The sequence below is a fragment of the Neobacillus sp. MER 74 genome, assembly GCF_023714155.1.
In genome coordinates, this window is record NZ_JAMAUV010000001.1 from 416891 (window position 1) to 429135 (window position 12245).

Below are 12245 nucleotides of genomic sequence, written 5' to 3' on the forward strand. Positions count from 1 at the left end.
TCCGCTCCAATCAACAGGATGCCAAAGTCAACAATATTTCTTAACTTAACCATAATAAAAAGATGATGCAGGCGCACCATCTTTTTATTATTTTTCCTTTAGCTTTTCTAAGTAGCTAACAGCTTCGTCAAATGTATCAATAGGAACAATTTTCATGTTGGTTTTTATCTCACGGGCCGTCTTTACAGCATCCCGGTAATTGGAACTCTTTATTCCTTTTTCATTCGGGGCTAAAAAGATTTCTGCGCCTGCTTTGTCCGCTGCAACTATTTTTTGTTCAATTCCCCCTATAGGACCAACCGTCCCATCCACTTCAATGGTCCCTGTACCTGCAATCTGATACCCTTTTGTCAGGTCACCGTCGGTCAACTGGTTATAGATTTCTAAAGAAAACATGAATCCTGCGGAAGGTCCACCAATTTCATCCGTCTTTACCTTAACTTTTGGATCAACCATTATTTCTTTATCATCAACGAGCGAAATCCCAATTCCAACCTTTCGAGGATCTTCTTTAAAAGCTTGGAGTTTTAATGTAACAGTCTTTGTACTTTTATTTCGTAAATAGGTTAATTCTACCTTGTCACCAGCATGTTTATTACTCACGTAATCAATGAATTTTTCCGAGGAAGGAAATTGCTTCCCATCCACTTTAAAAATCCGATCACCCGCGGAAAGTTTGCCATATGCAGGCATATCAGGAATCACTTGAACCACATAAATTCCCTTATATTTATATTTAACAGGCAGACCCGCTTTCCGGTAAGCTACCTCAATGGCATTTAATTTCGAACCCGCCATAAGATGGAGCTGTCGTACATTGTATTCTTCTTCGGTTTCTTTTTTATTTAATATCATATCAAGTGGATAAAGCTCCTCATATTTTCTAACTTTTGCTTCTATATAAGAGAAAACATTAGCTCTACCCATTCTAACCGTCGTAAGCATAAAATTTCCTTCATCCTTATCGCCGCCTTCAACACTGATGATTGGTCCCAGTTCCTTCGCCATTCCCGGTTTGGAAACATAGTAAGGCAATGAATAAAACATTCCCCAAACAAAGATAATCGTAATAACTAGTGCGGACCCTATATATATTTTTTTGCGCATCGCAATTTTTACCCCTTCCACTGTTCAATCACGGTTTTTATTTGCGTTAGATGTTTTTTCGCTTCAGCCTCGCCTATATTAATAATCTCTTCAATATTTGTAAAGGCTCGTGAACTATAAGTTTCGACAGGGGGACGAAGCATTACACTTGCAGCAATTTCCCGATTGTTAATTATCTCTGCTTGCATAATATCAATACTCTGCATGATGACATCATAGATAGAGGTAATTTCTGCGTTCCTCTTTACCCTTGAAACATCTACAGCGATAACGATATCTGCCCCCATCTCTTTAGCGACAGAAACAGGAACGCGATCAGATACGCCGCCATCTACAAGGATTCTGCCATTATATTTTTCGGGCACAAAAATTCCGGGTATCGAAATGCTTGCCCGGACTGCATCTGCAACTGGACCCTTTTTAAATACCACCTTTTCACCCGTCAATAAATCAGTAGCGACGATTCCAATTGGAATCGAGAGCTCCTCAATATTTTTACCGTGGGTAAATACCTTAATAAATTCCTTTACCTTTTTACCTGAAATAAAACCCATTTTTGGAACTGTAAAGTCCAAAAAGTACTTCCTCTTAAAGGCAGTGGATAATTTATATAACCGATCCATATCAATACCTGCACCGTAAAAACTTGCAACTAGTGCTCCCATACTGCTGCCAGCAATCAGATGAATCGGAATTCCAGCGTCTATTAATGCTTTAATGACACCTAAATGAGCAAACCCGCGTGCACCTCCTGAACCAAGCGCCAAGCCAATTTTTGGGTGCTCCATAATTATAGACCTCCTATCAATACCTAATCAAAATAATTGATTTCTTAATTGACGGACTTTACGAATTCCTTCCATGTAAAAGTGAAATCTCGTTCAATCTTATGGTCTAAATAAACGTTCTATGAGTATATTTGAGTTATATGAGGACAAGTCAGGATGGAATATTTCTTTATTTTACCATTCATTTAATCGATTGCACAGTTCAACGATTTCCTCGGGAGGAGGTCTCTTCATTGTTTCGGTCCAAATTAAAAACAATTTTTTTATCCATATCCGTCACCATTCTAGCTGGCTCGCTAATATTTTATCCACAAGAGTCCTTGGATGCATCTATCCGTGGCCTAAATATGTGGTGGGAAATAGTTTTTCCATCCTTATTACCATTTTTTATTGTTTCTGAAATGTTAATTGGCTTCGGGGTTGTAAAATTTATTGGTGTATTATTGGAACCACTAATGAGACCTCTTTTCAAGGTTCCTGGTGTGGGCGGATTTGTTTGGGCTATGGGGATGGCTTCTGGATTTCCTGCTGGAGCAAAGTTCACAGCAAGATTAAGAGAAGAAGGCCAGTTAACACGAATTGAAGCGGAAAGACTTGTTTCTTTCACAAATTCATCAAATCCATTATTTATTTTCGGGGCTGTTTCGGTAGGATTTTTCTATAATCCACATTTAGGGGTAATCCTTGCACTATCTCATTATTTAGGAAATATTTGTGTTGGGTTAATCATGCGCTTTTATGGAAAAGAATCACCTGATGAAATCCCTACGAAAAGAAAAAAGTTTAAAATCCGTTCAGCTTTATCAGCCTTGCATCAAACGAGACTAAAAGATAATCGACCAATTGGAAAACTACTTGGGGATGCCGTTAATTCTTCTATTCAAACCTTATTAATGGTTGGCGGGTTTATCATTCTTTTCTCTGTGATAAACAAAATACTTTATCATTTACATATTACGGCCACATTAGCAAAATCTATTGAGGTGCTGCTATCTGCGCTGTCCTTCCCTGAAATGTTAAGTATTCCGTTTATTTCAGGTTTATTTGAGATCACTTTAGGCAGTCAATTAACGAGTCAAACTCCAGATGCAACACTTTTACAAAAAGCGATGATTACCAGCTTTATCTTAGCCTTCAGTGGTTTTAGTGTCCAAGCCCAAGTTGCTAGTATCCTGGCACAAACAGATATTAGATTTAAACCATTTTTTATGGCGAGAATCCTTCAAGGTATTTTCGCAAGTTTGTTTGCATTGATCTTATGGAAGCCCGTTTATTTGCGTTTTAATGGGAATGAACAGCCTTCAAATGCCTTGCCAGTCAGCTTTTTCGAGAATGGCTCATGGGCAGACCCTCTATTTCATAAAATGATTGTCATTGGGCCGATTATCACCATCATCTCACTCATAGTTTATGTGCTTATTTTGTTTTCCCGATTGAAAAAACAATAATAAAAGAGCTGGCATGCATAGCCTGGCTCTTTTTTCATTTACCCTTTAAACTTCTTTTGTAATTCTTTTTCAACAATTGGCGGGACTAGGGACGAAATATCCCCATTATATTTCGCCACTTCTTTAACAATACTTGAGCTTAAGAAGGAATATTGATTATTCGTCATGATAAAAAAGGTTTCAATCTCATCATTTAGCACTCTATTCATCGAAGTAATTTGCATTTCGTACTCAAAGTCCGAAACTGCCCGCAATCCACGGATGATGGCATTAGCATTAACTGCCTTTGCATAATCAACCAGTAAGCCTGAATGAACATCTACTTTAACATTCGGAAGATCTTTTGTTACAGCCTTGATGAGATTCATTCGCTCTTCAACAGTAAATAATGGATTTTTAGATGAATTATTTAAAACGCTAACATAAACGGTATCAAATACTTTGGCACCTCTTCTAATAATATCTAAGTGACCAAATGTAATTGGATCAAAGCTTCCTGGACAAACGGCTATTTTCGTCAAATTGATTCCCCCTTACTCAATATCTGTTCGAATATAAATCGTTACGGCAATCATCCCATACTTTTCATGTTTAATTTGGCTAAATCGTCCTACTGCTTTCGGTAATTCAACATCAAAGCCATGCTCACATACAACGATTCCATCCTTGTTGACTACATTCTGATTATCCATCTTTTCCATTAAATTGACCAGTTGCTGTTTTTTGTATGGCGGATCTAAAAATATGTAATCAAAGCAAATCTCTCTTTTAATGAGAGCCTTAAGTGCTCTGTCAGCATCATTACGGTAAACCTCTGTCTGGTCCTCAAATTTACAGGCTTTTATGTTTTCTTGAATCACTTGAATGGCTTTTGGCTCTCGATCAATAAATATAATTTTATCCAATCCTCTGCTAAGTGCCTCCAAACCTAATCCACCACTGCCAGCAAACAGGTCTAACCCAATCCCTCCATCAAAATAAGGACCAATCATATTAAATATAGCTTCTTTGACCTTATCCGTTGTCGGCCTCGTCGTATTTCCGGGAACTGCTTTCAGCGGTCTTCCTTTACAACTGCCTGAAACCACTCTCACTTACCAATCACCACACATTTTTTCAGAAATAATTTCTTAATTCATCCTACCATAGTTTATTAAAACTAGACAATTTCTGTGGATGATATCTTAATTATTTTGTCGAAGCACAACAAAGATTGTTATATCTCGAAATTTTATCATAAAACACGTATAAGCTTTTGGGTTGTGGAAATAATGTAATTAACAACATCAATTCGAGGATGTTGTTGCCAACCGCGGAGAAGACTTACGTTTCCCCATAAGTTCTTCCTCCGGTTTCTCCTCTCCCTTTGCCTTCTATCCTTTATGAGGATGTGGAAGGACCCTGCAGAAAGTTCTGCAGGTTTTTTTTGTTTTTTATTCAAAAAATCCTTTTTAAGTGATAAAGTATTGATGTATTGAAGTATTGATTCATTCTAAAGGAGCGTTTTAATTGATCCAGCGTTTTATTGAATTAGGTGAGGGCTATTCAGATTTATATGAATTACTAGAACTTATTAATGCCAATCAGCACCGTCTTCAACATCTGCTTGCACTTCACACAAAATTAGATGGCAGAGAACTAACTTCCTTGGTCGTTATTTTAAAACCTACTGACCCAGGAAAGTTCCAACCACTTTATGTTTGTCGTGAGGGCATTCCGAATCCAAATTATTCTCCTAATAAAAGGTATGAACTTTTTGCCCAAACCGCTGCCGTGTATAATAAACAAATTCACGAACTATCGGTAAAGCCATCTTCCATCTTTTATGAAAAGGAACTTTATTTCCAATACCTAATTGGGATTCTCAGGCTTAATCATTATTTATTACCACTACAATAGGAAAAGGTGAGGGACTATATATATTCCCTCACCTTTTTAAATACCCATTTTATAATCATATTCTTTTGCTTTATCGGGTGCTGAATTTTCATACTCCATTCTTAAGAATGGTTTATATGAAGGTTCTACTTTTTTTACAAACGAAAAAGAATTCAACTTTTCCATAATCTCATTTACTTCTTGTTGATTACAATACAGTACAACATATTTTAGCTTTTTTGAAACATAATGTACATTTCCGAAGCGTCTAAGCATTTTAGCTTGTTTTAATGAGTAAAGCCAAACCACCAATCCTTGTCTTTGAACAAACATACTATTTCCCCTTCAACAGAACCATCATTTTAACTAAGTCTAGCATATAAAAACGCTTCATTTCAATTCAAACTTTAATTCTTATCCATATTATATGGTAGTAAAAAAATATTTACTGTACTCTAGAGAAAAAAAATCAGCTAACATTAGCTGATTTTCTCATCCACACCCACAACTTCCTCCACCGCCACAGCCGCTCCTATGGTTGGAATTTGTTTCGAAAAACTGGTTGCCGGTTGGGACTTTTATATGTTCTGAAACAGCACCACCTACGATGATGCTGATTGCATCTAGAAGGTCTTGCAGGTCATTTTCTGCCAATTTAAACTCCGCTACTAATGGATCCAAATCCATTTCTCTTTTACTTTCGCGGATTTGGGTCATTACTTTTTTATAATCAGGATGGTATTTTCCAAAGCGTTGAACCTCATCATATAATTCCTTTAGACTAACAAAACGCTTTATTTTACGCTGTGACTCCCTATTACTTTGCAATTTATATAAACAAATTTGATATTGTTCTGCAATTTCGGATTCCAGAACCATTTTTGCTAGTTGTTCAGCCTGTTCCAATAATTCAACTCTTTCTAATGTAGCAAGCACGATTACGCCCACCTCCAATGATATTTTAACATGAAAGTGTTAGTAATGCGAAAAATACAGTTTATCTAGTGATATTTACCATAAATTCTTTTTCCATTCCATACGGTTGATTATTTAAATCCACAACTTCAAGTTTAACCCTGTGGCTGCCCGGCGAAAGCCCTTTAATGATAAATGCTGCCGCTTTAACTTCTGATTTTTTCTTACCATCAATCCATATCACAAGCTTTCCTAAATTCTTCTTTGAATGATCGGTTTCGCGAAAACTAATTCCTGAAACAACACAATTAATTAATACTGTTTCTCCTTTTATTTGGTGGTGGACAAATAATGAAGGTATTTCGGTCCTTGGCTTAATATGATTAAATCCGGAAAGCATTCCAATCAAAAAAATAATAAGGACTACCTGCGGAAGCTGTTTTTTCATTTTGATTCACTCCTTCTTTGATTGTATTGTTCGCCTCCATTTCATTTTTTAGTCTTAATCCTCTTGTTAACACACAAAAAAAGCCACAAAATAAACATGTGGACTTAGTTAATTTTGATTTTTCATTGCTTGAAACATATGATACATCATGGACGCCATTTGTACACTATTTGAAAATTTATTCACTTGATCTGGAATGGTCTTTTTATAATAGTGTAAGGACTCAATTTCAAGTGCTTGTAAATCATATGGATTTCTTGATAACTTTCGATACCAGATTGGTTGTTCGCGGATAAACTGCTTTAAATCCTTCTGACTTTCAATATATTCAAGGACATCTCTTCTCATAAATTAAAGCCCCTTCCTATCAGTCTTTTCTAAACAAAAAGGGATGTTTTGGTCCTTCAGGTGGTTTTGCTGCACCCCCCGCTGCATTGTTTCCTTGAAATTGCGAAAGGACACTTTGGACTGCTCCGAGGGCCTGACTTAAGTTATTAATATGGTTTTGCATCTGATTCGGATCCATTTTCTTAACCATCCCCATAATTGTCGAAATCCAATCACCTTTTGATTCTGTGCTTGCTTCTTCAGCAGCTGATTCATCACTAGTTCCAATCGTTTCCCACCGAGTATCCTCTTCCCCTAACAAATACCACTCTTCATATAACTCCTGCCAGGTTGCCTTCCCCCTCCGTACTTCCTGGACAAGTTTAGGATTGCTTTTAACAAATTCTTTAAATTGTATAACGGTAGGGTGTAATTGTTTTTGTGTCATTTTTCTCACCTCAACCCATATTACTGCCAATAATACATTATGAAAGATCATTCAAAATGTGAAAGGACCACGCAGGATAAATATATTTAATATTTTTTCTGTAAATGATAAGATGGCAGAAGAATAAGGATTGAAAGAGGTATCTAGAATGAAAGATGAATTACGACAATTATTAGAAACATGTATCGAAAATGGTTCAGAAGCAGATCTCAGTTCACTTACCTTCCTCTTAGAAGGGATAAAACAAAAAATTAATCAAAACCGCATTACCTATATTGACGGGATTCTTCAAATGGACAGGAAATTTGTAGAGAATACTTGCGAAATTACCATTCCCATTCATCCAATAATAAATAATAATCTAGACATCGTCCATGGCGGAATTACTGCTACTGTTCTTGATACTACGATGGGTAGTTTAGCTAATTACTATTTGCCAAAAGGATTTGGGGCTGTTACTAATCAATTAAATATCCATTACATAGCACCAGGTATTGGAGAAACGATTCGTTGTAAAGCGGAGATAGTGCATAAGGGCAGCAAAACAATGGTAATATCAGGAGAAGCCTACCGGAGCGATGGAAAAAAAATGGCCTATGCGACAGGTACATTCTTTATTATTAACAAATCATGACCAGGGGAGTTTGAAACATAATGGTCACCGCCATCGTCATTCCAATTATTTGCCTTTACTTTTATTGGCTTACAAAAAAAGAGATGAAGGAAAATGATTCAAAGTGGGCTAGTGCTGGTCACGTCCAGCACGAAGCAATTTTAATTGGGGAAATTAAAAGCATCATAGAGGAGAAACAACGGTTTTATTATCACCGTTATATTCATGTTCAATCATTAAGATTGCAAACAGAAACAAAATTAATTACAGTTCAAAAGATTACGCCCATTACTAAAGGCTTTCAGAAAGTTTCCTTTAAAGTAGGGGATACCATTAAAGTATATGGAATGTGGAAGGATAATAAATTTGTATTTAACGAATATGTTATTGAAAAAAGGTGACCTTAACGTCACCTTTTTATTGTTCTATTTTTTGAATGAAATTTTGTGTATAGTATTTTTCATAAACTCCTACTCCAAGATGTGAATACTCCTTATTTAATAGTGCCTCCCGATGACCTTTACTATTGAGCCAACCTTCCACCACAGCAGGGCCATCGGTATAGTTTGCCGCGATATTCTCACCTGCAGACTTATAAACCACTTCAGCAGTTTTTAATCTTTTGTCGAGGTCTCCAAATTTCTTAGATGTATGTGAGAAATCATTGTTTTCTGACATGTCCTTACTGTGTTGAAACGCTGCTTTAGCCGTATTTTCATCCCACTTTAAAACCTTTAATTTGTTTCTTTCTCTTAAGACATTGGTAATGTCAAATATCTGTTGTTCGGTGTCTTCTTCAATCTTGCGCTGCCTTTCCTCGCTAAGCTCAGGAGCCTGAATTAAGACTCCATTATAAACCAGTTCATAGGGACGCTGTTTGATTAGTGTAGACGCATCTAAGAAACGAACACTTGAAAGGTTTCCTGTGAACTTATCTATATATAGTTGAACAAAAATATCACCCAATTGTACCATCGGCCGAAGATTTAAATCAGTATCGTTTAGTTCAAAGCGATAAGAATTTCCCTTAAATTCGAGATTAACATTCGTATCAATATAGTGTGTATTAAAAATTTCCTCAACTGGTTGTCCAATTTCAAATGGTGCTACATCTAAATTCTGACCAATGGCAAAAATCGTAACAATACGCTTATTTTCTACACCCACTTGTAAATAGCCTTTAGAATTTTGATTATAAATATACCACTGATAGCCATACATAGATTCATCAATCCGTAATGGTCTACCAAGTTCCTTTACTAAATCCTCATCATTTTTTCCAATTAATAAAGCCAAACCTTCTTTTGGTTTCTCTGAGATAATTTTTTTACTAGGTTTATTCACTGGGTTTTGGCTTATATTTTGTTCTTTTACTTCTGATGTATTATTTTCTTTAATTAAAATAGTATCTTCATTATTTTCATTTATACTGACATAAAAACCAATGGTTAAAAAAACAGCTGAAAGGATTAAAATTTTTGACAGTATACGCAGAGGCATTCACCCTCTCTGGAACTTTTTCTATCATTATATGTATAGATAAAATTATTATATCATCTATAGCTTGAATAATAATAGTGATTATCATAAATATCAGATAAATGAACTGATTAAAAGAAAACAGGTACACTGAGTACCTGTTTTCTTTTAATCGACTATTTTTTTTATATAATAATTCTTAGTGTTGTACATTATTAAAGTTTTGTTCAGATATTTCTGTTAAGGCGACCTTTGCCTGATCATCAGTTAATTCTCTGATGGCGAAGTCACCTAATGAAACAATTCCAACTAATTTATCTCCTTCGACCACAGGTAAACGGCGGATTTGATGTTCTGCCATTATTTTTGCCGCTTCCTTGCTTGAAGCATCAGGTGTGACTGTAATCAGTTGATTACTCATGATATCTTCTACCTTGGTAGACCCAGGATGTTTTTCTGCCACACCTCTTACGACAATATCACGGTCTGTTATCATGCCCACAAGCTTGTCCTGGTCAAGAATCGGGATAGCACCTACATTTAACTCTTTCATTTTTAAAGCCACTTCATATACATTATCCAATAAAGTACAACTTTCAACGTCTTCCGTCATAATATCCCTGATATTTTCCATTTTCTTACCCCCATGGTATAATTATTACAGCTTATCATTATTCTAGGTTTTCCATCCAATAATGTTTTATTCGCCTGAATCTATTCATTGCAAGTTGCTTGATTTTCAACTATTATTAAAATTGAATAATAATTGCTTTACTGATAAAAGAAACATTGGGGTAATGGTATCGTTTTTAGGAGGGATTATTTATGAAATTCGAGAATACTGAGATTGAAAAGTTAAAGGCTGACTTAAACCGACTAGATGAAGTCATGTTAGACCACGGTTTAGTGCGCGAGGGGCAATGGGACTATGAACGTGTTACATATGACCGCAAGTTTGAATTAAAAGAAGGGGTATTTTATCTGCGCGTTCGCGGACATGCGATAGAAGGCGATATTGGGGCTGATAAAGCAACAATTCAATTAATGACCCCGCTATTAGGTAAACATTACTATCCGCATGGTGTGGAATATGGTGAAGGTGAAAACTTCCCTGCCTCACTTGTGAACCAATGTAAAAAAATCCTTGATGCTGTGAAAGCCGAAGTAAGTAAATTTGCTCTATAAAATAAAATATAATAAAAAAGACGCATGGAGTCATGCGTCTTTTTTATTTTGAAGTTGCAAGGACCTTATTCTACAGTCCTAGGATTGCTTTAATCATCGAAGTGGTCTCTCCGCCATGATAAAATACATAAAGCAATAGATATACAGCAACTCCAGTGATTGCTGTAAAAAACCATATAACACTTGTTATTGGGCCAAGTTTGCGATGGATAGAAAGTTTATTTTTGTATCCGGTAAGAATAGACACAACACCGAACACAGCTCCAATTGTCGCAAGTGTAATATGAAAGATTAAAAATATGGTGTAATAAATTTTAATATTTTCTGGCCCACCGAACGACGTGTTTCCAATAAAGATTGTCCGGGAAGCATAAATGATAAAAAATATCACAGCAAAAATAGCAGCCAAAACCATTGTTTTTTTATGAGATTCAATCTTCCTGTGCGCAATTTGCCACCATCCAATGGCAACGGTAATAGCACTTAATACGATAAATGAAGTACTGATCGTGGGTAAAATCGGTAAGGAGTTCATTCCATTTCCTCTCTTTTCTTTTATTCTACAATAATAGTAGTTCAACTACCTTTACAATTCAACGGATAAACATGAAATTTCCTCTAAACAGTAAAAAAATCTCCCAAGAGTATGGGAGATTATTTTATAAGGAGAGGATTTAGCTGCTGCTTCATTTCTTGTTCAGTATCGTCTTGATCTTTTCGATACCATTCAAAGAAAACATGTCCAAGAATTACTCCGTAAATGATTTCTTGAATAATTTTCATTAATACTCCACCAAGCTGCTGATCATGAAGCAGTGACATCGAACTAAAAAGCTCGGGACCACTTAAATTCAAGCTATCAAAGTTCGCAGAACCGACACATAAACTCATTACTTGTCCCCAAACCTGTGGGTCAGAATAGGTCGCATACATTGGAGTATCTGCAAAGATAATTAAGGCACAAGCAGGTGTTAACAGAATTCCATCTGCAAAAATATAACCTACCTTTTTTAGTCCACTTAATGTCTCATGTTCTGGCAATTGATTAAGTAACGGCCACCACATGAAAGTTGCAACAACAAATAATAGGATAGAATAAATAGCATGCAGCCAACCATTTTGCATGACATGGTCAAAAATTATTGGTACGTGATAAAAGGAAAATAAGCCATTAAAAACAATCAAGGCAATTAGCGGCTTTGTTAAAACTGTAAAGATAGAATTGACTGCGTTAATGCTAAAAATTTTCCTCCACACCCAATTTGGGATACTAATAATTAATATAGGTGGTACCACCAATACTAAAGCAGCCATTTGAATCATATGAACCCAAAACATAAGATGGGCTAATAAATCGACTGGCGATCCCTTAATGATATACAGAAGGATTATTGATAAAAGAAACAAACTACCTTGTGTTTTCGTTAAGGGCTCACTATTTGGAAACCAGGTTCTATATTTTGTTGTAAGTACAAAGTATCCTGCAGTAACTACAATTAAGATTAATAAAAAGTACGGGCTCCAAAGTGCTTTAAAACCAAAAATATCTAAAGTAAGCACCCAAATCACCTCTTTTTGAATTAAAAGAATTATTGACTCTATTATACCC

The 12245-nt window shown here is 35.9% G+C and carries 18 protein-coding genes; 5 read left to right on the forward strand and 13 right to left on the reverse strand.

Going from position 1 to position 12245, the window contains the following annotated elements; all coding sequences use genetic code 11:
- Window positions 1-87 precede the first annotated feature (87 nt).
- Both M3610_RS01950 and M3610_RS01955 read right to left on the reverse strand, forming a co-directional pair.
- Window positions 88-1107, reverse strand: a complete 1020-nt coding sequence (locus M3610_RS01950) for a SepM family pheromone-processing serine protease (protein WP_251456192.1) — start codon at window positions 1105-1107, stop codon at window positions 88-90.
- An 8-nt stretch (window positions 1108-1115) separates the two neighbouring features.
- Entirely contained in the window at window positions 1116-1895 is a 780-nt protein-coding gene (locus M3610_RS01955; RefSeq protein ID WP_251456193.1) for a patatin-like phospholipase family protein, read from the reverse strand.
- Window positions 1896-2128: 233 nt separating this feature from the next.
- On the opposite strand from M3610_RS01955, the gene ylbJ reads away from it, so the two are divergent.
- On the forward strand, window positions 2129-3343 hold the full coding sequence (gene ylbJ, locus M3610_RS01960) for a sporulation integral membrane protein YlbJ (RefSeq protein WP_251456195.1): 1215 nt from the start codon (window positions 2129-2131) through the stop codon (window positions 3341-3343).
- A 38-nt stretch (window positions 3344-3381) separates the two neighbouring features.
- On the opposite strand, the gene coaD is transcribed toward ylbJ, so the two are convergent.
- Entirely contained in the window at window positions 3382-3864 is a 483-nt protein-coding gene (gene coaD / locus M3610_RS01965; protein WP_098572654.1) for a pantetheine-phosphate adenylyltransferase, read from the reverse strand.
- A 12-nt stretch (window positions 3865-3876) separates the two neighbouring features.
- A complete protein-coding gene (rsmD, locus tag M3610_RS01970) occupies window positions 3877-4437 on the reverse strand; it encodes a 16S rRNA (guanine(966)-N(2))-methyltransferase RsmD (RefSeq protein ID WP_098572653.1) in 561 nt (186 codons plus the stop codon).
- Window positions 4438-4852: 415 nt separating this feature from the next.
- On the opposite strand from rsmD, the gene M3610_RS01975 reads away from it, so the two are divergent.
- A complete protein-coding gene (locus tag M3610_RS01975) occupies window positions 4853-5242 on the forward strand; it encodes a DUF7147 family protein (RefSeq protein WP_251456197.1) in 390 nt (129 codons plus the stop codon).
- A gap of 36 nt (window positions 5243-5278) precedes the next feature.
- Here the strand turns inward: M3610_RS01975 and M3610_RS01980 are convergent, their stop codons facing one another.
- The 5 genes from M3610_RS01980 to M3610_RS02000 all read right to left on the reverse strand — a co-directional run bounded on the left by M3610_RS01980 (window position 5279) and on the right by M3610_RS02000 (window position 7359).
- Window positions 5279-5554: a YlbG family protein gene (locus tag M3610_RS01980; RefSeq protein WP_251456199.1), complete on the reverse strand. Its 276-nt coding sequence runs from the start codon at window positions 5552-5554 to the stop codon at window positions 5279-5281.
- 159 nt (window positions 5555-5713) lie between these two features.
- Entirely contained in the window at window positions 5714-6157 is a 444-nt protein-coding gene (locus M3610_RS01985) for a YlbF/YmcA family competence regulator (protein ID WP_098572650.1), read from the reverse strand.
- Window positions 6158-6218: 61 nt separating this feature from the next.
- Window positions 6219-6584, reverse strand: a complete 366-nt coding sequence (locus M3610_RS01990) for a hypothetical protein (RefSeq protein WP_251456201.1) — start codon at window positions 6582-6584, stop codon at window positions 6219-6221.
- Between the two features lie 108 nt (window positions 6585-6692).
- Window positions 6693-6932: a YlbE-like family protein gene (locus M3610_RS01995; protein WP_098572648.1), complete on the reverse strand. Its 240-nt coding sequence runs from the start codon at window positions 6930-6932 to the stop codon at window positions 6693-6695.
- A 19-nt stretch (window positions 6933-6951) separates the two neighbouring features.
- Window positions 6952-7359 (reverse strand): YlbD family protein, encoded by a 408-nt coding sequence (locus M3610_RS02000; protein WP_098572647.1) that lies wholly within the window; start codon window positions 7357-7359, stop codon window positions 6952-6954.
- A 148-nt stretch (window positions 7360-7507) separates the two neighbouring features.
- Between M3610_RS02000 and M3610_RS02005 the strand changes: the two genes are divergently transcribed.
- Together M3610_RS02005 and M3610_RS02010 are read left to right on the forward strand one after the other, a co-directional pair.
- Window positions 7508-7993 carry a PaaI family thioesterase gene (locus M3610_RS02005; RefSeq protein ID WP_251456203.1) on the forward strand — a complete coding sequence of 162 codons (486 nt, stop codon included), beginning with the start codon at window positions 7508-7510 and terminating at the stop codon, window positions 7991-7993.
- Window positions 7994-8013: 20 nt separating this feature from the next.
- Window positions 8014-8373, forward strand: a complete 360-nt coding sequence (locus M3610_RS02010) for a hypothetical protein (RefSeq protein ID WP_251456205.1) — start codon at window positions 8014-8016, stop codon at window positions 8371-8373.
- A gap of 16 nt (window positions 8374-8389) precedes the next feature.
- Here the strand turns inward: M3610_RS02010 and M3610_RS02015 are convergent, their stop codons facing one another.
- Window positions 8390-9472 (reverse strand): CAP domain-containing protein, encoded by a 1083-nt coding sequence (locus M3610_RS02015; protein ID WP_251456207.1) that lies wholly within the window; start codon window positions 9470-9472, stop codon window positions 8390-8392.
- 178 nt (window positions 9473-9650) lie between these two features.
- On the reverse strand, window positions 9651-10085 hold the full coding sequence (locus M3610_RS02020) for a CBS domain-containing protein (protein WP_098572643.1): 435 nt from the start codon (window positions 10083-10085) through the stop codon (window positions 9651-9653).
- 191 nt (window positions 10086-10276) lie between these two features.
- On the opposite strand from M3610_RS02020, the gene M3610_RS02025 reads away from it, so the two are divergent.
- On the forward strand, window positions 10277-10636 hold the full coding sequence (locus M3610_RS02025) for a YugN family protein (protein WP_251456209.1): 360 nt from the start codon (window positions 10277-10279) through the stop codon (window positions 10634-10636).
- A 70-nt stretch (window positions 10637-10706) separates the two neighbouring features.
- On the opposite strand, the gene M3610_RS02030 is transcribed toward M3610_RS02025, so the two are convergent.
- Together M3610_RS02030 and ctaG are read right to left on the reverse strand one after the other, a co-directional pair.
- Complete coding sequence (locus M3610_RS02030) at window positions 10707-11171, reverse strand: DUF420 domain-containing protein (protein ID WP_098572641.1); 465 nt, start codon at window positions 11169-11171, stop codon at window positions 10707-10709.
- A 119-nt stretch (window positions 11172-11290) separates the two neighbouring features.
- Complete coding sequence (ctaG, locus tag M3610_RS02035) at window positions 11291-12196, reverse strand: cytochrome c oxidase assembly factor CtaG (RefSeq protein ID WP_251456211.1); 906 nt, start codon at window positions 12194-12196, stop codon at window positions 11291-11293.
- Window positions 12197-12245: the final 49 nt, after the last annotated feature.

Bases quoted from the DNA above. Each gene is read 5' to 3' on its own strand.
- M3610_RS01980 (WP_251456199.1), bottom strand. From the start codon at position 5,554: ATGTTTGTTCAAAGACAAGGATTGGTGGTTTGGCTTTACTCATTAAAA.
- M3610_RS01990 (WP_251456201.1), bottom strand. From the start codon at position 6,584: ATGAAAAAACAGCTTCCGCAGGTAGTCCTTATTATTTTTTTGATTGGA.
- M3610_RS02000 (WP_098572647.1), bottom strand. From the start codon at position 7,359: ATGACACAAAAACAATTACACCCTACCGTTATACAATTTAAAGAATTT.
- M3610_RS02005 (WP_251456203.1), top strand. From the start codon at position 7,508: ATGAAAGATGAATTACGACAATTATTAGAAACATGTATCGAAAATGGT.
- M3610_RS02025 (WP_251456209.1), top strand. From the start codon at position 10,277: ATGAAATTCGAGAATACTGAGATTGAAAAGTTAAAGGCTGACTTAAAC.
- M3610_RS02030 (WP_098572641.1), bottom strand. From the start codon at position 11,171: ATGAACTCCTTACCGATTTTACCCACGATCAGTACTTCATTTATCGTA.
- M3610_RS02010 (WP_251456205.1), top strand. From the start codon at position 8,014: ATGGTCACCGCCATCGTCATTCCAATTATTTGCCTTTACTTTTATTGG.
- M3610_RS01955 (WP_251456193.1), bottom strand. From the start codon at position 1,895: ATGGAGCACCCAAAAATTGGCTTGGCGCTTGGTTCAGGAGGTGCACGC.
- M3610_RS02020 (WP_098572643.1), bottom strand. From the start codon at position 10,085: ATGGAAAATATCAGGGATATTATGACGGAAGACGTTGAAAGTTGTACT.
- M3610_RS01995 (WP_098572648.1), bottom strand. From the start codon at position 6,932: ATGAGAAGAGATGTCCTTGAATATATTGAAAGTCAGAAGGATTTAAAG.
- M3610_RS02015 (WP_251456207.1), bottom strand. From the start codon at position 9,472: ATGCCTCTGCGTATACTGTCAAAAATTTTAATCCTTTCAGCTGTTTTT.
- M3610_RS01950 (WP_251456192.1), bottom strand. From the start codon at position 1,107: ATGCGCAAAAAAATATATATAGGGTCCGCACTAGTTATTACGATTATC.